This window comes from Bacillus sp. FSL M7-0003 (assembly GCF_038628485.1).
In the GTDB taxonomy this organism is placed as follows: Bacteria; Bacillota; Bacilli; order Bacillales; family Bacillaceae; genus Bacillus; species Bacillus safensis.
In genome coordinates this window covers 1,881,414-1,900,310 of record NZ_CP152024.1, presented here as the reverse complement: position 1 = coordinate 1,900,310, position 18,897 = coordinate 1,881,414, and the positions used below count along the sequence as shown (strand labels likewise).

The following is an 18,897-nucleotide window of genomic DNA, read 5'->3' as shown; positions in this document are numbered from 1 at the left end:
GCTTTTTATGATTCAGAAATGGTACGGTTGATCAACACTTTTTTACGTTTAAGCTGCGATACGACTAAACAGAGGAAGACAATCAGAACAAAAAGGGAAATGGTCAAAAAGCCAAACGTATATGAGCCAGTCAATTCTTTTAAACTGCCAAGAATATTAGGTAAAATGAATCCGCCAATGCCTCCAGCAGCCCCAACAATTCCGGTCACAATCCCAATTTCTTTATGAAATACTTGAGGCACCAGCTGAAAAACAGCGCCATTTCCCATCCCAAGGCACATCATCCCTACAAATAAAAGCGCAATGACCACAGGTAAAGCTGGAAGACTGCTCACTCCTCCTAAGCAGATGCCGATGATTCCGAATAATCCAAGCAGTACTTTCATTCCGCCTATTTTATCGGCAATGAGACCGCCCACAGGCCGAAAGAAGCTGCCTGCCGCCACACAAAGTGTCACAAAATCACCAGCATGAATCTTTGAAACCCCATATTGATCTACAAAGAAAATACTGAGGAAACTGGAAAGCCCGACAAATCCTCCGAATGTGATCGCATAAAGCAAACAGAAAAACCATGTCGATTTCACTTGAAATACTGAAAAGTACGACCGGATCGGCTGAGGAGCGGGCTGATTTGGTGCATCTTTTGCAGTGAAAATAAAAAACAAAAAGACAAGACTTAACGGAATCAAAGCGAGCCCCATTACGGCATGCCACCCGTAAATCTCCGCAAGCCTTGGACCAAATAAGGTGGAGATTAGTGTTCCACTATTCCCGGCGCCTGCAATCCCCATGGCTACTCCTTGTAAGTGAGGAGGATACCAGCGGCTTGCCATTGGCAAAGCAACAGCAAAACTTGCTCCTGCTACTCCAAGCAAAATCCCAATCAGTACGAGCTCTGAAAGGGTTGTACCAGCGATAAACCCCCAAATAAGCGGAATCGTCGTTAAAAGCATTCCTATCACTGCGGTCTTTTTAGGTCCTATTCGATCGGTGAATAAACCAAGCACAATCCGAAAAAAAGAACCAGATAGAATTGGAATGGCCACAATCATGCCTTTCTCTACGGTTGATAAAGCAAAATCTTGTGCAATAAAAGCACCCAGCGCCCCTAACAAAACCCAAATCATAAAGCTCACATCAAAATATAAAAAGGAACCAAACAATGTTTTAGGATGACCACTTGATTTTAATTCTGAGAGTTTCATAAAACGCCTCCTCTATTTTGAATTTTCTGACTTAAAGATAGCGAGTTCACTTATGTAATGAAAGTATTATGTGAGAAAAATTGACATGAATAAACACTTTTTTACAAGTGTGTGCCATAATCAATCCATACAATGTGCTCGAGCAAGAGGCTTAGAAAGGTTGATTTCAGATGGCAAAACGCAAACTTGTGTTTATCGGAAACGGCATGGCGAGTATGAAATGTATCGAAGAGATCATTCAAAAGCAGCCAGAACATTATGCCATAACAGTCATTGGAAAAGAGAAGCACTCTGCCTACAATCGAATAAAACTTTCGTCGATTTTACAAAAAAGCGAATCATTCGCTGAAATTCAACTAAAGGAAAAAGAATGGTACACCGCGCATGACATTACATTGTACAAAGGAGAATCAGTTGTACATATCGATACAAATCGAAAGTGTGTCATGACAGATGCGCGCCGGGAAATTCCCTATGACAAGCTCGTCATTGCAACGGGTTCATCGCCGAATTTTCTTCCTATTCAGGGTGTATCCAAAAAAGGGATATACGCTTTTCGGACAATTGATGATTATGAGGCCATTTGTGCGGATGCGGTGCATTATCAACAAGCAGCAGTGATCGGAGGCGGCGTGCTTGGTGTGGAGGTAGCAGCCGGTCTGCAGCTGGCGGGGCTTGAAACGACCATCATTCATTATACGGAGCGGCTGATGCAGCGCCAATTAGATGAAACAGCAGCCGGATTATTACAGCGAAAATTCATAAGAAAAGGCATTCAGGTGAAAACAAATGCCCATACCATTGCATGCTTAGGCGGTGAGAGGGTAGAGGGCGTCCTATTGAAAAATGGCGACATCGTGGATGCTGATCTTGTTGTTTTTACAACAGGTATCCGTCCGAATATACAGCTTGCAGAGAATCATGGCATACACACGAGAAAAGCCATTGTTGTCAATGACGTGATGGAGACTAATATCCCGAATATTTATGCGATTGGAGAATGTGCAGAGCACCAAGGGATGGTGCATAGCCTTGTTCAGCCCATTTATGAACAAGCAAGCGTGCTCGCTAAGCATCTTTTAGGAGAAAAAATCACACATACACCAAAGCCCATTTACTCAACAAAATTAAAAGTACCTGATTTGCCGATTTATTCTGCTGGATGTATTGAACATCATTCTCCGTTTATGTCAGCTGTGACTTATTTAGATGAAGAGCAAGAGGTGTATAAAAAATTCGTCTTTGAACGTCAGGCGCTGGCAGGTATTTTATTCGTCGGAGAGCTGGGGAATGCCGATCAGCTTTTGCAAGATGTAAAAGTGGGACGTGATAAAAGTGTGGTCATGAAAGCCCTTCATGAAAAGCCATCATCCCCACTAGATTCATTAAAAATGGAAGACCTCGTCTGCCAATGTCAAACCGTTACAAAAGGGACGATTTTAAAAAGCATTTTGGTTCATCAGCTGACAAACTTAGAAGAGGTGAAAAAAAAGACAGGGGCAGCAACTGGGTGCGGCGGCTGTCAAGAGCTCGTCCGTGCTTGCTGCCAGTTATCATCACATGAACAAACGGAATCGCAGGCCTTTTTTTGTCCATGTACAGAAGTAGAGGAGCAGACCATTTTTTCGTTTATTAAAAAGCAGCAGCCGGTGAATGCTGAAGAAATAAAAAGACATTTTCAATGGAAAACGAATCACGGCTGCGGTATCTGCCGGCCGGCCATTCAATACTATCTCGAGCAATTTCAAGGATCGGTGGAAAAAATAGGCGCTGCTGAACAGGAAGACATGTTGATTCCTCAATTATATGGAGGCCGGCTTGATCTGGATTTTTTGAAAATCATTACGTCTTTGTTAGAGAACAGGCTGATTGAGCAGGCAGAGCTGACAAGGCATAAACGAATACGGCTCATCGGTGTGTCAAAACATGCGGCACAAATCGTCAAAAATCATTGGCCAATTATGCCTAATGAGAAAAGAAGACTATCTCATATCCTTTCATGCGACTGTGACGATCCAGCTGTCACGTCACTTGTGATGGAGCTGGAAAGACAAGTGGAAGATACACTTTTACCAGCTGTCACCTCCATTCATATCACAGGTGCTTCTTGCACGTGTAAACTTGCTCCAATTGATGGCATCTGTCTGAAAAAGCAGCTGGGTGAATGGAACATTTATATAGGAGGCCAGCTTTTTTACACCTTGGCTCATTCAAGTGGGCTTATTCCTTTTTTAAAAGCGCTGCTTGAAGAGTATAGAAAAAATGCTTACTTTCAAGAATCTATTGGCGATTGGCTGTCACGGCAAGGAAACATTTCTATTCGAGAAAAGTTACTTGATGAGGAAATAAGAGAAGAGCTCTGTGCGCAATTTGACCAAAGCAGACAAGGAAATGTAAGACATAAGGATGTGAAGGTATGAGTCAATCTTTTTTACAATATGCCCAGCAAAAATCAAAGCAGGAAGAACAAAAGCGCGTATTCCCAGCCCAATGTCCTTTTTGCAGTATGCAGTGCAAAATGCAATTAATCGAGCAGCATGTGGAAGGGCGAACACGTTACCAAACGATTGGTGTACACAATCCAACTACGCACGGAAGACTTTGTATGAAAGGACAGCATGCCCACCAGCACGCGCTTCATAAAGATCGCCTGAATCACCCGCTGATCAAAAGAAACGGACAATTTGTAAAAGCAACATGGCAGGAGGCTCTCGAAGAAATCAAAACAAACATAGAATCCCTTCAGCTGTCGCATGGCCATGATGTGATCAGTGTGTACGGAAGCGCATCAATTACAAATGAGGAAGCGTACTTACTCGGGAAATTTGCAAGAGTGGCGCTGAAAACGAAATACATCGATTATAACGGCAGACTATGTATGTCTTCGGCAGCAACTGCCGCAAATCAAACATTCGGACTTGACCGTGGTCTGACCTTTCCTTTAAGCGACATCAAGCATGCACGGGTGTTGATATTGGTTGGAACGAATATAGCGGAATGTCAGCCAACCTTCCTGCCCTACATTGAAGAGGCAAAAAACAATGGTGCATTTCTCATCGTCATTGATCCGCGCAAAACTCCGACAGCCCAATTAGCCGATTTACATGTCAGCCTAAAACCAGGGTCAGATGCCGCTCTGGCAAACGGCATATTGCACATCATGCTGCATGAGCATTTAATCGATGAATCATTTATTCATCAACGAACATCAGGTTTCCAAAAACTAAAGGAGCACATCTCACGCATCTCCTTGCCAGACATTGCTGAGCAAACTGGCGTGACGATTGATGTGATGCAGAAAATAGCAAGGAAATTCGCGCAAGAAAAGACAGGCATGATTTTTACAGCAAGAGGCATTGAGCAGCAAATAGACGGTACAGCCTCTGTCCGTAATTTCCTGAATATTCTGCTTGTTACTGGGAAGATCGGCCGCTTTGGATGCGGCTACGGGGCAATAACCGGCCAGGGAAATGGCCAGGGAGCAAGAGAGCATGGGCAAAAAGCAGATCAGCTTCCAGGATATCGAGATATCTCAAACCCTGCTCACAGAAAAGAAATGGCTGAACGATGGAACATTGATGAAAAAGAACTTCCAGGAAAGGGTGTGTCTGCTTTTGAAATGTTTGAAAAAATGCAGGCAGGTGAAATCAAAGCGCTCTTTTTAATGTGCTCAAATCCTGTCCAGTCAGGGCCAAATGCGCACTTGATTCAGCAAGCCATCAAGAACTTGTCCTTTTTTGTTGCCGTTGATTTATTTATGTCTGAGACAGCTGCGCTGGCAGATGTAATTTTACCTGCTTCGTCATATTTAGAGGATGAAGGTACCGTGACAAACGTAGAGGGGCGCGTTACGCTTAGAGAAGCAACATATCCACTTAAACACCAAAGAAAGCACGATTGGCAAATCATTTGTGAAATAGCAGCTGTATTAGGCAAAGGCAGCCATTTTTCCTTTTCATCCGCAGAAGAGATCTTTGAGGAATTAAGAGCCGTAACGAAAGGTGCAAAGGCTGATTATTCAGGCATAACCTATGAAAGACTAAGGAAGGAACAAGGCATAAGGTGGCCTTGTACTCATTTAGAAGACCCGGGAACTGAAAGATTATTTGAACATGCATTCTCACATTCTGACAGTTTAGCGAAGTTTGCCGTCGTCACACACGATAAAAAGGCTGCAAAGGAACCCGTCAGTCAAGAATACCCTCTTTATTTAACGACCGGCAGGGTGATGGCTCATTACCAAACAGGCGTTCAAACAAGAAGGAGCACCTCTCTTGTTGCCAGACAGTTTGAAGCATATGCAGAGCTTCATCCTGATACAGCGAAAACGTATGGACTTCAGCACGGGGAGCTCGTGACCATCAAGTCAAAAAAAGGAAGTGTCATCATCAGATGCCGCATATCAGACACCATTCGAACAGATACCGTATTTGTTCCATTTCACTGGAGCAAACATCAATCAATTAATCAATTAATTGATGATCAACTAGATCCGCACAGTAAAATGCCAGGCTTTAAATATTGTCCTGTACAGCTGTCAGCCTACGTGAATGAAAAACTATGTGAGAAATTTTAACATGTATTTTCCATCTATGTTTAGAGTGTGGTACTTTCTAAAAAATGATCACATGAGGGGTGTTTTTTCATGAAAGAAAAACTCGTATTAGTGGGGAACGGTATGGCCGGCATTCGAAGCCTTGAAAACATTTTAAAAACAGACGGCGAACGATTCGACATGACGGTATTTGGGACTGAACCGCATCCTAACTATAACCGAATTCTTTTATCGAAAGTGCTTCAAGGGGATACGAAAGTCGAAGATATTACGTTAAACGATTGGAACTGGTATCAAAAGCATGATATTCAGCTGTTTACAAACGAGACCATTGTGAAGATCGATACAGAGAACCAAACAGTCACCAGTGATCAAGGACGGACCGTATATTATGACCGATTGATTTTAGCAACAGGGTCACTTCCATTTATCCTGCCAATTCCAGGGAGTGATAAAAAAGGCGTAACGGCTTTTCGTACATTGCAAGACACTGAGGAAATGGTCAATGCCTCTACTATGTACAAAAAAGCAGCAGTCATTGGAGGCGGACTCCTTGGGCTTGAAGCAGCACGCGGTCTATTAAACTTAGGCATGGAAGTGAATGTCATTCACCTCGGCTCTCATTTAATGGAACGCCAGCTAGACCCTATTGCAGGACAGCTTCTTCAAAAAGCATTAGAAGAACAGGGGATGAAATTCCTGCTTGGAAAACAGACAAATGAGATTTTAGGAGATACAAGAGTAGAAGGTTTATCATTTTCAGACGGCACTACAATTGAGGCAGACCTAGTTGTCATGGCTGCGGGAATTAAACCGAGTAAAATGCTTGCAGAAATAAGCGGGCTTGAAGTGAACCGTGGGATTATCGTCAATGATTTTATGGAAACGAGTGTCCCGGGCATTTATGCCGTCGGAGAATGTGTGGAACACAGGGGACAAACGTACGGATTAGTTGCTCCTTTGTACGATCAAGCGGCTGTACTTGCCAAGTATGTATGCGGCTTGAACCCTGCTTCATATGAAGGCTCTGTTCTGTCAACACAGCTGAAAGTATCAGGAGTTGATGTATTTTCAGCTGGTGATTTTGTTGAAAACGATGAGAAAAAGGCGATTAAAATTTTTGACGAACAAAAAGGCATCTATCAAAAACTCGTCTTCCAGCAAAACCGATTAGTAGGCGCCGTCATGTTTGGAGAAACAAGCGACGGACCTCGTTTATTCTCGTACATTAAAGAAGGAATAGATATGTCGGATATGGAGAAGGTATCTGTCTTAACCTCCAATGATCCGGCGCAAGAAAGCACGATTGACAGCATGGCAAACGACCATATCGTTTGCGGCTGTAATGGCGTGTCAAAAGGGCAAATTGTAGAAGCCATTCAGAAAGAAGGCTTAACAACGTTTCAGGAAGTCAAGCAATGTACAAGTGCCTCACGATCTTGCGGAGGCTGTCAGCCTGTTGTCGAAGAGATTCTATGGTATACGCTAGGTGAGGATGCAAGCCGGACAGCCCAAAAAGAAACCATCTGCGCCTGCACCACTCTTTCACGAGATGAAGTCATTCATGAAATCAAAGAAAAAGGCTTGCAGCATGTCAAAGAAGTGATGAATGTACTTGACTGGAATACAGAAGAGGGCTGTTCAAAATGCCGACCTGCACTGAATTATTATTTAGGCATGCTTTATCCACTTGAATACAAAGATGAAAAGAGCTCACGCTTTGTAAATGAACGCATGCATGCCAATATTCAAAACGATGGTACCTATTCAGTTGTTCCGCGAATGTACGGCGGCGTCACCAATGCAAATGACTTGAGGAAAATAGCCGATGTCGTCGACAAATATGAAATACCGCTTGTGAAAATGACTGGCGGTCAGCGTATCGATCTTCTAGGTGTCAAAAAAGAAGATTTACCAAAAGTGTGGGCGGATCTAGATATGCCATCGGGTTATGCATATGGGAAATCTTTAAGAACAGTTAAAACTTGTGTTGGAGAACAATTTTGCAGGTTCGGCACGCAGGACTCCATGGCTCTTGGAATTGCACTAGAAAAGAAATTTGAAGGTCTTGCTACACCGCATAAAGTAAAAATGGCCGTCTCTGCTTGTCCGAGAAACTGTGCAGAGTCCGGAATTAAAGACCTCGGTATCGTGGGGATAGATGGAGGGTTTGAATTGTACGCCGGCGGAAATGGCGGCACACACCTGCGGGCTGGAGATTTATTAATGAAGGTCAGTACAGCAGAAGAAGTAGAGCAAATGGCCGCAGCATACCTTCAATATTACAGAGAAACGGCAAATTATTTAGAAAGAACCTCTGCTTGGGTTGAGCGACTTGGGTTAGAGCATATTCAATCAGTACTCCTGGATGATGAAAAACGAGCAGCCTTAATCGAAAGAATGGACATTGCGCTTTCAACATATGAAGAGCCTTGGCAGGAGCTTCGCGAGAGCCAAAAAGACACGAGACAATTATTTCAAAAAGCGACGGCTTCCGTATAAATCAATTGAAGGGATGAGATCATATGACAGTTTCAGTTGTTAAAGTTCACATTGGCACCCTATCAGATTTTCCGCTCCAGCTAGGGAAAACAGTTGAAGCCGGTACACTTGAATTAGCTGTTTTTCAAACCTCTAATAAGCAGTTCAAAGCCATTGAAAATCGCTGTCCACATAAAGGCGGCGTTCTGGCTGAAGGCATGGTCAGCGGCAATCACGTTTTCTGTCCAATGCATGATTGGAAAATTGATCTTTCATCAGGAAACGTACAAGCACCAGACCAGGGATGCGTTAAAACATATGAAACATTCGTTGAAGGGGACGATGTCTTTATTTTATTGCCTTCATAAATGGTTTAGATCCTTCCTTTCATGTAAATGCTGTATATAAATGCAGCAAGAAAGGAAGGAATTTTTGTGCCGTTCGTTAATATTTTGATTGAACTCTTAATCGGATTTTTCGCTTTATTTTTTATTACAAAATTATTAGGGAAAACACAATTTGCACAAATCACACCGTTTGATTTCATTTCTGCACTAATTTTAGGCGAAATGGTCGGAAACGCTATTTTTGATCCGGAAGTCAGGATTCAGCACATTTTATTTGCTGTTGCAGTATGGGGCGTTCTCATTTATACAGTTGAATGGCTTTCACAGCGCTTTAAATCCATTCGCGCTTTTTTAGAAGGAAGACCTACTCTTGTGATTGATAAGGGGAAGATTCACTACAACCGGTTGAAGAAAAATATGCTTGATATCAATCAGCTGCAGACACTGGTTCGCGCAAAAGGCCATTTTGCCCTGAATGAAATTGAATATGCTATTTTGGAAACGGACGGCTCTGTCAGCGTTCTTCCGAAAATGAAATACGCCCCAGCCACAGCCGAAGATGTGAACGTGAAGGGAAAAGAAGTGAAATTGCCTAGAACGTTTATTATTGACGGCGAAATTTTAAAAAAAGATCTTCAAGAAGCCGGCTTTGATGAATCTTGGCTGAATGAGCAATTAAAAAAGCAGCATATTTCCTCTTATCGAGACGTTCTATTTTGTGAATGGATTGAAAATGAAGGGATTTATGCGATGCAATATGAAAAGTCTAAAAAAACATCCACAACATAAAAACGTGGGTGTTTTTTTGTGCGTGTACGGAATAGGATCAAAAAGAATGTTTGATGAAAACGTTCACAAAATGAGGGGGAGATATGTGATGAAATTTAGAAACATATGGATGGTCATGGTCTTGTCTTTCTTTCTTTTTGACCCAGCTTCACTTCAAGCAGCAGAAGCCGGGCATAACCGCGTCCTTGTTGTTGATCAAAAGGGAAGCGGGACATACCGCACCGTTCAGTCTGCCATTGATGCGATTCCAGCAAACAATCAACAACCGGCAACGATCTATATTAAAAATGGCGTATATAAAGAAAAAATATTGCTTCCGCAAAATAAACCACACGTATCCTTTATTGGCGAAAACCAGCACAAAACGATTCTTACGTATGATGATACAAATGCAAGCACCGGCAGTACAACAAACAGCTCAAGCACAATGATTCGTGCAAACGATTTTTATGCAGAAAATATCACTTTTCAAAATACAGCTGGCAGACATGCGGGTCAGGCAGTTGCGCTATATGTGTCTGGCGACCGGGCTGTGTTCAAACAAATACGTGTGTTAGGCTATCAAGATACACTTTATGCAACAGGCACAGGGAGGCAATATTACGAAAACTGCTATATTGAAGGCACGGTCGATTTTATTTTTGGATCAGCCACAGCTGTGTTTAAAAGAGCTGAAATAAAAAGTCTTGGAAATGGGTATATTACTGCAGCATCCACAACAGAAGCACAAAGGTACGGCTATGTATTCATAGATTCTACGTTGAAAAAGGGAACGGCAGCTGCGCAATCGGTTTATTTAGGACGTCCGTGGAGACCTTATTCGGCTGTGACATTCCTCCATACAAAAATGGATGACCATATAAAAGCCGAGGGATGGCATAACTGGGATAACCGTGACAACGAAAGAACGGCAAGGTACAAAGAATTTGGATCGACAGGAGCAGGAAGCAGCCCAGCAAACCGCGTAAAATGGTCAACCATTTTAACCCAAAATGAAGCAAGTCAAATCACAGTTCAGGCTGTTCTTGGCGGAGCCGATGGCTGGAATCCAGAAAAGAGGTAAAGGGCTTGTCAGTTTTCGTCAAAGAAAGCTGACTTTTCTGTTTAAAAAACCTTTGAGAACAAACGTTCTTTTGTGTATAATGAACATATTCTTCTAAAATTGGCTGCAACAAAAAGGAGGGATTGCGTGAAACGTTTTTCACAGCTCATGTTTTTACAAATATGTATCCTGTCGATTTTATTTCTCCCTTTTTCAGCGAAAGATGAACAACTCAAAGCTCGTGACGATTCCCTTCATTGGATCACAGCTTTAGACGAATTCATACGAACAGCACCTGATTTAGAGGGCGCGATCTCTGGCATCAGCGTCCGCGATACTTCTGACACATCTCTTCTTTATGAACATCAAGCCGATATTCGTCTCACTCCTGCTTCTAATATGAAACTGCTCACATCAGCCATCGCACTTGATATACTTGGAGAAACACACACATTCCCTACAGACATCTGGATGGATGGTTCCATTCAAAAGAAAACGCTACATGGCAGCCTTTATCTTCGTGGCACCGGCGATCCAACTTTATTAGAGGAGGATTTTGCAGCACTCGCCAAACAGGTCAAAAAGGCCGGAATACATACCATTCGCGGACAGCTTGCGGCAGATGACACTTGGTTTGATGACACGAGATACTCGATTGACCTGCCTTGGAGTGATGAGGATCAATATTACGGGGCACAAATTTCTGCTCTTACGGCTTCACCGAATCAAGATTATGATGCAGGGACCGTGATTCTCGAAGTAAAACCAGGAAAAAAAGCAGGACAGAAAGCCGCCTATGATATGATTCCGAAAACGGATGTCGCTCAAGTCATCAATCAAGTGAAAACAGTTCCAGAAGGCGGAAAAAAGAAAATTTCTTTTAAGCGCTCTCACGGAACCAACAAGATTACGCTGACTGGAACCATTCCGGTTAAAGCAAGCTCATCTAAACAATGGGTAGCTTTATGGGATCCGGCCGCCTATGCTTTAGACTTAATGAAACGAGCGTTAAAGGCGGAAGGGATTCAAGTAAAGGGACCGCTGAAATCAAAACAAGTTCCTAAACAAGCCAAAAAAATTGCTTCCCATACATCGATGCCATTATCAGAGCTGCTTGTTCCTATGATGAAATTAAGCAACAATACCCATGCAGAAATTTTGCTAAAGGAACTAGGCAAAAAAGTGAAGAACAAAGGGAGCTTTGAAGCTGGGCTGGACGTCATGAATGAACGGCTTCCTGCGTTTGGCGTTGATCCTTCGCTTGCAGTGCTGCGTGACGGATCGGGGATATCACCTATTAACCTTGTCTCTGCTAACCAGTTCACTTTATTTTTGACAAACATTCAAAAGGAAAAATGGTTTAAAACCTATGAACATGCGCTCCCTTTAGCAGGGGCAAGTGAACGAATGGTGGGGGGAACGTTAAGGAACAGATTGAAGGAACCAGCTACACTAGAAAAAGTACGTGCAAAAACAGGGTCGTTAACAACGGTCAGTACACTTTCTGGATATATTGACACGCAGGGCGGAAAAACGCTCGCTTTTTCCATTTTATTAAATCACCTTGTTGATGACGAAAAAGGGAAAGAGATAGAAGACCGTATTGTCAGCATACTAGCTGAGAATCTTTAGATTTAGAGAGAGAAGGAGAACCATCATGACGTTAGATAATAATCAATCTTTAGTAAAAACCATGTCCATTTTTCTCATCCCGCTTTTGCTAAGTAATATTTTGCAATCGATCGGACAATTAGTGTCAATTGTTCTTGTCGGAAGATGGATTGGAGAGGATGCAGTAGCTGCCATTTCTGCATTCTTTCCGCTTTTCTTTTTACTCGTTTCTTTTTCCATTGGCATTGGATCGGGAAGCTCGATCCTTATTGGACAAGCGTATGGAGCAAAAAATGAACAGAAATTAAAAGAAATTATTGGCACAACGCTTTCATTCACTTTTTTAATCGGAGTATCTTTAGCGATCATTGGAGGTTTTTTCGCAACTGATATCTTAAACCTCATGGGAACACCCGCTAATATCGTGGAGGAAAGTGCGGCATATGCCAGAATTCTATTCATCTCAATGCCGATCTTATTTCTTTATTTTGTTTATACGACCTTCTTGAGGGGAACAGGGGATTCGAAAACACCTTTTTATTTCTTAATGATTAGTACGGCAACGAATATTTTGATGCTGCCCATTTTATTATTTGGCTGGCTGGGACTGCCGGCGTTCGGCTTATATGGCGCTGCGTATGCTTCTGTGATTTCAACAATTGTGACGTTTATCATTCTACATATCTACTTATATAAGACAAAGCACCCGCTTCGCATTGATGCATCGGTGAGAAAGCATTTATTGATGAAAGGGGATCTATTAAAAACGTTATTAAAGCTTAGTATCCCATCAAGCATTAATATGATCCTCATTTCTTTATCAGAAATTGCCGTTATTTCTTTCGTCAACGATTATGGATCACAGGCGACAGCTGCCTATGGTGTTGTCAATCAAGTCGTGAGTTATGTGCAGATGCCGGCAGTGAGTCTTGGTATTGCGGTCTCGATCTTTGCAGCACAATTCATTGGTGCAGGGAATATGAATCGACTGAAAGATGTCATTAAAATTGGGTTAGGTCTTAACTTTGCCATAGGCGGATGTATCATTATTTTCGTTTATATTTTTGCACCGCAGATTTTATCTATCTTTTTAACAGATCCTAAGACGATAGACATTGCCTATAGTTTGGTCGTCATTACACTATGGAGCTATCTCATTTTTGGAACGGCCCAAATTGTTGCAGCCACAATGAGAGCAAGCGGGACGGTTCTTTGGCCGACGATCTTTAGTATTTGTTCCATTTGGCTTGTAGAAGTACCAGTCGCTTATGTGCTATCACACTATACATCTCTTGGCATTAAAGGAATATGGATTGGCTACCCAGCTGCTTTTTTTGTGAACTTACTCCTCCAATACAGCTACTATCAGCTCGTATGGAAGAAAAAACAAATTATCTCGCTTGTTCAATCATAATGTAAAGGTGTGAGGCAGCATATACATACGAAGATCTCTCACTTTTAAGGAGGCCGAATCTTCTATGTATTTGAATCAAAGAAGTGAACTGAGCTCGTACAATATCGGTGACTTTTCTTATGCCGGGCCAGATTTCCAAGTGTTGACTTGGGGGGAAGGAACGACATTACATATTGGGAAGTTTTGTTCCATTGCAAACGAGGTGAAAATTTTTCTAGGCGGGGAACACCGTACTGATTGGGTCACAACGTATCCGTTTAATCAAATTTTTAAAGAAGCTGCCCATATTAAAGGACATCCCAAATCGAAGGGGGATGTTCATATTGGACATGACGTATGGATTGGATATGGTGCAACGATTATGTCAGGAGTATGTATAGGAAACGGGGCCGTGATCGGGGCAAATAGTGTGATCACAAAAGATGTGCCGCCATATGCAATTGCCGCAGGAAATCCCCAGCAGCTCATGAAATATCGATTTTCATCCGAAATAATCGAAAAACTGCAGTTATTAGAATGGTGGAATTTAGAGTTTTCAATCATCCAATCTATATTTCACCTTTTGCAATCCCATGATATTGAACGTTGTATAACTGTAATAGAAGATATAAAAAAGAAAGGCTGAGAAAGCCTTTCTTTTTTTGTTTAGCTAAGCCGTATGATGGTCAAGCTAGCACCTGCAGCACCGCCCCCGCCAACTAAAATAGCTGTGACAACTGCCCCAAAAAACTGCAGCGAAATGGTGCTTCCAGCTGTTATATTGACGATTAAAGTATTATTGAGAAACGAAGTAGAGATAACCGGTGATTGAACAGAACCAGACACAGTATCTCCATTTAAAAGCAAACGTGTATTAATTAAAAGAGCTGTGGTGGTATTAACTTGATACGTAATATAATATTTGCCAGTTTGCAAAACGGTAAAAACAGTGCTCGTTCCGTTTGCTGTAAAACCAGTAATGTTTTGAAAGTTTGGCAGAGGAATATTGGTTCCACCAGCTACAGTGATAATGGTAGGTCCAGAACTATTAGCAGCATAAAGTGCTGTATCCGTAAAACCACCTGTTCCAGTAGCCCCAGTGACACCAGTAACACCGGTCGCGCCAGTAGGTCCGGTTGATCCGGTGATACCTGTAGCGCCAGTACGACCAGTAGCCCCAGTGATCCCCGTGGCGCCCGTGATGCCTGTAGCGCCAGTAGGCCCAGTTGGTCCAGTACTACCCGTTGCGCCAGTAGGCCCGGTTGGTCCAGTACTACCCGTTGCGCCAGTAGGCCCGGTTGACCCAGTAATCCCAGTGGCACCAGTAGGCCCGGTTGATCCGGTAATCCCCGTGGCACCGGTAGGACCAGTAGACCCGGTAATCCCCGTTGCGCCTGTAGCACCAGTAGACCCGGTTGATCCGGTAATCCCTGTTGCACCAGTAGGTCCGGTAGCTCCAGTGATCCCCGTTGCGCCTGTAGGTCCAGTAGCTCCAGTAATCCCCGTTGCGCCTGTAGGCCCGGTAGCTCCAGTAATCCCAGTAGCACCAGTAGGTCCGGTAGCTCCAGTGATCCCCGTGGCACCGGTAGCTCCAGTTGATCCGGTGATCCCCGTGGCACCGGTAGGCCCGGTAGCTCCAGTAATCCCAGTGGCACCGGTAGGTCCGGTAGACCCAGTGGCACCAGTAGGTCCGGTAGACTCCAGTTGATCCGGTGATCCCCGTGGCACCAGTAGGCCCGGTTGATCCAGTACTACCCGTTGCGCCAGTAGGCCCGGTTGACCCAGTAATCCCAGTGGCACCAGTAGGCCCGGTTGATCCGGTAATCCCCGTGGCACCGGTAGGACCAGTAGACCCGGTAATCCCCGTTGCGCCTGTAGCACCAGTAGACCCGGTTGATCCGGTAATCCCTGTTGCACCAGTAGGTCCGGTAGCTCCAGTGATCCCCGTTGCGCCTGTAGGTCCAGTAGCTCCAGTAATCCCCGTTGCGCCTGTAGGCCCGGTAGCTCCAGTAATCCCAGTAGCACCAGTAGGTCCGGTAGCTCCAGTGATCCCCGTGGCACCGGTAGCTCCAGTTGATCCGGTGATCCCCGTGGCACCGGTAGGCCCGGTAGCTCCAGTAATCCCAGTGGCACCGGTAGGTCCGGTAGACCCAGTGGCACCAGTAGGTCCGGTAGACCCAGTAATCCCAGTAGCGCCGGTATCTCCAGTTGGTCCAGTGCTACCCGTGGCACCAGTAGGCCCAGTTGCTCCAGTGATACCTGTAGCCCCAGTAGGTCCAGTTGATCCGGTAATCCCAGTGGCACCGGTATCTCCAGTTGCTCCAGTAATCCCAGTAGCGCCGGTATCTCCAGTTGGTCCAGTGCTACCCGTGGCACCAGTAGGCCCAGTTGCTCCAGTGATACCTGTAGCCCCAGTAGGTCCAGTTGATCCGGTAATCCCCGTGGCACCGGTATCTCCAGTTGCTCCAGTGATACCTGTAGCCCCGGTAAATCCAGTTGACCCAGTAATCCCAGTGGCACCAGTAGGTCCGGTAGCTCCAGTGATCCCCGTTGCGCCTGTAGCACCAGTAGACCCGGTTGATCCGGTAATCCCTGTTGCACCAGTAGACCCGGTAGCTCCAGTAATCCCCGTAGCACCGGTAGGTCCGGTAGCCCCAGTTGTTCCGGTGATTCCCGTGGCACCAGTAGGACCAGTTTCTCCAGTAATCCCTGTGGCACCGGTATCTCCAGTTGATCCGGTAATCCCCGTGGCACCAGTAGGCCCGGTAGCTCCAGTAATCCCCGTGGCACCGGTATCTCCAGTTGCTCCAGTAATCCCAGTAGCGCCGGTATCTCCAGTTGGTCCAGTGCTACCCGTGGCACCAGTAGGCCCAGTTGCTCCAGTGATACCTGTAGCCCCAGTAGGTCCAGTTGATCCGGTAATCCCCGTGGCACCGGTATCTCCAGTTGCTCCAGTGATACCTGTAGCCCCGGTAAATCCAGTTGACCCAGTAATCCCCGTGGCACCAGTAGGTCCGGTTAATCCGGTGATCCCAGTGGCGCCGGTAGGCCCAGTTGGTCCAATGATACCAGTTGCACCAGTAGACCCGGTAGCTCCAGTAATCCCAGTAGCACCGGTAGGTCCGGTAGACCCAGTGGCACCAGTAGGTCCGGTAGCTCCAGTGATCCCCGTTGCGCCAGTAGGTCCGGTATCTCCAGTTGCTCCAGTAATCCCAGTAGCGCCGGTATCTCCAGTTGGTCCAGTGCTACCCGTGGCACCAGTAGGACCAGTAGCTCCCGTAATCCCTGTTGCGCCAGTAGGCCCTGTTGATCCGGTGATACCTGTCACCCCAGTAGGCCCTGTTGGTCCAGTGCTGCCTGTAGCACCCGTATCTCCAGTTGATCCGGTGATCCCCGTCGCACCGGTAGGTCCAGTTGATCCGGTAATCCCCGTGGCACCGGTAGGTCCAGTAGACCCGGTGATCCCAGTGGCGCCGGTAGACCCGGTTGGTCCAGTGCTACCAGTGGCACCCGTATCTCCAGTTGACCCAGTGATACCTGTAGCCCCGGTAGGTCCAGTTGATCCGGTAATACCTGTAGCCCCGGTAGGCCCAGTTGGTCCAGTGTTACCTGTGGTACCCGCCGCACCGGTAGGGCCAGTTTCACCTGGTGCTGCTAAAAGTGTGTAATCTGGCGACGTATCTGGCGTACCTGAAGGTGGTGCAGAATCCACAATATACGTACCACCACCATAAGTGACCACCTGACCTACTGTATATGTTGGTGCCATAACAGGATCATAGGCTTCAATACCACTTAATCCGATCCCAGTAGGACCCGTAGGACCAGTTTCTCCAGAAGCAGCCAAAAGGGTGTAGTCGGGGGAGAGTCCAGGTATTCCTGATGGAGCGTCAACATTGGCAATGTAAGTACTGCCATCAAACGTGACCACTTGCCCTGCATCGTAATCTTGTGATTGTGAGGGATTAAAAGGAAGGGCGCCGGTTAACCCGCCAGCAGGTCCAGTAGATCCGGTTGGTCCAGGGGGACCTGCTGGACCTGCCGGGCCTCTTGGTCCAGCTCTTTGATTTTGTTTTGATTGTTTTATTCCTTTTGCAATGTGGCAAGGTTGATTCCCTTGAGATGTATTTTGTTTTGAATATTCTTGTTTAATGAATGGACAGTCTCTTTTTCGAGGACGGTCATGACGTGATCTTTTGTAATGAGGCTGTTCATGGTATTTACCGCAAAAGGGACATTTGTGTTCGAATTGATTGTACAAATTGTCCATCTCCTAGAATTGATATTTCATTCTATGTGCAATTTTTCAAATTGGAAGTAAAACCTAGAAAATCATCATTTCGAAAATCATCGAATCAAATCATTTAAATCTTTCATTGATTTGTGTTATGGTGTTGAAAGTATAAAATAGTATGATTTTTGACAGAAATGGGGACATCATATATGAGTCAATCAGTTTTACAAGGCAAAGCCTATTCCGTTTTAAATTTATCCTCAGTGACAGAAGGAGGTACCATTAAAGAATCTTTTGATCGTAGTATGGATTTAGCAAAGAAGGCGGAGAAGTGGGGTTATCATAGATACTGGCTGGCAGAACACCATAACATGGAAGGGGTAGCGAGCTCTGCAACGTCTGTTTTAATTGGATATATTGCGGGAGGAACCGAAAAAATTCGAGTAGGATCTGGCGGGATTATGCTGCCAAACCACTCTTCACTTGTCATTGCCGAACAATTTGGCACACTTGAGACATTGTATCCAGGGAGAATTGATTTAGGTCTTGGCAGAGCACCAGGGACAGATCAGTTAACAGCAAGAGCGCTTAGACGTAATCTTCATAACGGAGAAGATTTCCCTGAGCAGCTTGAAGAACTTCGTCAATATTTCAAGCCGACCGGTCAGGTTAAAAAACATGTAAGAGCTGTTCCAGGAGAAGGCCTGGACATTCCAATTTGGCTCCTTGGTTCAAGCGGTTTTAGCGCTAGACTTGCAGGAGAACTTGGCTTGCCATTTGCCTTTGCAGCACATTTCTCACCTAAAAATACAATTCCCGCGTTAGAGTTGTACAGACAGTCATTTAGAGCTTCTGATGTATTAAAAGAGCCTTATGCCATGGTCGGTGTGACGGTTTTTGCTGCAGATCAAACAGAACGGGCTGAATATTTGGCAACCTCTCATTATCAGCGGTTTTTAAGTCTCATTCGCAACACACCAGGAAAACTGAAGGCGCCTGTCGACAGCATGGACGGTCTTTGGAGTCCATATGAAAAGGCAATGGTGGATGAACAATTAAGCTCGACTATCATTGGGGATAAAGAAAAGGTGAAAACAGAATTAGAAGCCTTTATAGAAGCTACTCAAGCAGATGAAGTGATGATTAATTCGGATATGTTTGACCATCAAGAAAGAATGCGCTCGTATGAAATCATCGGAGAGATTTTTCAAGAGGCACAAGAAAAATAAACATAAAA

General features: G+C 44.7%; 13 protein-coding genes. 10 read left to right on the top strand and 3 right to left on the bottom strand.

The window, feature by feature from the left end:
• Positions 1-5: 5 nt before the first annotated feature.
• Positions 6-1,208, bottom strand: a complete 1,203-nt coding sequence (locus tag MHI23_RS09555) for a nitrate/nitrite transporter (protein ID WP_268423763.1) — start codon at positions 1,206-1,208, stop codon at positions 6-8.
• A 170-nt stretch (positions 1,209-1,378) separates the two neighbouring features.
• On the opposite strand from MHI23_RS09555, the gene MHI23_RS09550 reads away from it, so the two are divergent.
• The 9 genes from MHI23_RS09550 (at position 1,379) to MHI23_RS09510 (ending at position 14,072) form a co-directional block, all read left to right on the top strand.
• The gene (locus MHI23_RS09550; RefSeq protein WP_342491924.1) at positions 1,379-3,628 is read left to right on the top strand and encodes an FAD-dependent oxidoreductase; all 2,250 of its coding nucleotides are present in this window, start codon (positions 1,379-1,381) and stop codon (positions 3,626-3,628) included.
• The gene (locus MHI23_RS09545; protein ID WP_185854474.1) at positions 3,625-5,784 is read left to right on the top strand and encodes a molybdopterin oxidoreductase family protein; all 2,160 of its coding nucleotides are present in this window, start codon (positions 3,625-3,627) and stop codon (positions 5,782-5,784) included. The genes MHI23_RS09550 and MHI23_RS09545 overlap by 4 nt, the downstream gene beginning before the upstream one ends.
• Before the next feature lie 69 nt (positions 5,785-5,853).
• Positions 5,854-8,265 carry a nitrite reductase large subunit NirB gene (nirB, locus tag MHI23_RS09540; RefSeq protein WP_342491923.1) on the top strand — a complete coding sequence of 804 codons (2,412 nt, stop codon included), beginning with the start codon at positions 5,854-5,856 and terminating at the stop codon, positions 8,263-8,265.
• A 23-nt stretch (positions 8,266-8,288) separates the two neighbouring features.
• Entirely contained in the window at positions 8,289-8,612 is a 324-nt protein-coding gene (gene nirD / locus MHI23_RS09535; RefSeq protein WP_034621391.1) for a nitrite reductase small subunit NirD, read from the top strand.
• Between the two features lie 66 nt (positions 8,613-8,678).
• A complete protein-coding gene (locus MHI23_RS09530; RefSeq protein WP_024422641.1) occupies positions 8,679-9,380 on the top strand; it encodes a DUF421 domain-containing protein in 702 nt (233 codons plus the stop codon).
• An 88-nt stretch (positions 9,381-9,468) separates the two neighbouring features.
• Positions 9,469-10,443, top strand: a complete 975-nt coding sequence (locus MHI23_RS09525) for a pectinesterase family protein (protein ID WP_133744093.1) — start codon at positions 9,469-9,471, stop codon at positions 10,441-10,443.
• 126 nt (positions 10,444-10,569) lie between these two features.
• Positions 10,570-12,054 (top strand): D-alanyl-D-alanine carboxypeptidase/D-alanyl-D-alanine-endopeptidase, encoded by a 1,485-nt coding sequence (dacB, locus tag MHI23_RS09520; RefSeq protein ID WP_149126560.1) that lies wholly within the window; start codon positions 10,570-10,572, stop codon positions 12,052-12,054.
• Between the two features lie 25 nt (positions 12,055-12,079).
• Entirely contained in the window at positions 12,080-13,447 is a 1,368-nt protein-coding gene (locus MHI23_RS09515) for an MATE family efflux transporter (protein WP_224426458.1), read from the top strand.
• Positions 13,448-13,511: 64 nt separating this feature from the next.
• Entirely contained in the window at positions 13,512-14,072 is a 561-nt protein-coding gene (locus MHI23_RS09510; RefSeq protein WP_125587040.1) for a CatB-related O-acetyltransferase, read from the top strand.
• A 20-nt stretch (positions 14,073-14,092) separates the two neighbouring features.
• Here the strand turns inward: MHI23_RS09510 and MHI23_RS09505 are convergent, their stop codons facing one another.
• Together MHI23_RS09505 and MHI23_RS09500 are read right to left on the bottom strand one after the other, a co-directional pair.
• Positions 14,093-14,425 carry a hypothetical protein gene (locus tag MHI23_RS09505; RefSeq protein WP_263479636.1) on the bottom strand — a complete coding sequence of 111 codons (333 nt, stop codon included), beginning with the start codon at positions 14,423-14,425 and terminating at the stop codon, positions 14,093-14,095.
• Positions 14,426-14,699: 274 nt separating this feature from the next.
• On the bottom strand, positions 14,700-17,687 hold the full coding sequence (locus tag MHI23_RS09500) for a hypothetical protein (RefSeq protein WP_342491922.1): 2,988 nt from the start codon (positions 17,685-17,687) through the stop codon (positions 14,700-14,702).
• Positions 17,688-17,869: 182 nt separating this feature from the next.
• Here MHI23_RS09500 and MHI23_RS09495 point away from each other — a divergent pair, with 182 nt between their 5' ends.
• Positions 17,870-18,889: an LLM class flavin-dependent oxidoreductase gene (locus MHI23_RS09495; protein WP_024425704.1), complete on the top strand. Its 1,020-nt coding sequence runs from the start codon at positions 17,870-17,872 to the stop codon at positions 18,887-18,889.
• Positions 18,890-18,897: the final 8 nt, after the last annotated feature.

Bases quoted from the DNA above. Each gene is read 5' to 3' on its own strand.
- MHI23_RS09550 (WP_342491924.1), top strand. From the start codon at position 1,379: ATGGCAAAACGCAAACTTGTGTTTATCGGAAACGGCATGGCGAGTATG.
- nirB (WP_342491923.1), top strand. From the start codon at position 5,854: ATGAAAGAAAAACTCGTATTAGTGGGGAACGGTATGGCCGGCATTCGA.
- MHI23_RS09555 (WP_268423763.1), bottom strand. From the start codon at position 1,208: ATGAAACTCTCAGAATTAAAATCAAGTGGTCATCCTAAAACATTGTTT.
- MHI23_RS09515 (WP_224426458.1), top strand. From the start codon at position 12,080: ATGACGTTAGATAATAATCAATCTTTAGTAAAAACCATGTCCATTTTT.
- nirD (WP_034621391.1), top strand. From the start codon at position 8,289: ATGACAGTTTCAGTTGTTAAAGTTCACATTGGCACCCTATCAGATTTT.
- MHI23_RS09510 (WP_125587040.1), top strand. From the start codon at position 13,512: ATGTATTTGAATCAAAGAAGTGAACTGAGCTCGTACAATATCGGTGAC.
- MHI23_RS09525 (WP_133744093.1), top strand. From the start codon at position 9,469: ATGAAATTTAGAAACATATGGATGGTCATGGTCTTGTCTTTCTTTCTT.
- MHI23_RS09495 (WP_024425704.1), top strand. From the start codon at position 17,870: ATGAGTCAATCAGTTTTACAAGGCAAAGCCTATTCCGTTTTAAATTTA.
- MHI23_RS09545 (WP_185854474.1), top strand. From the start codon at position 3,625: ATGAGTCAATCTTTTTTACAATATGCCCAGCAAAAATCAAAGCAGGAA.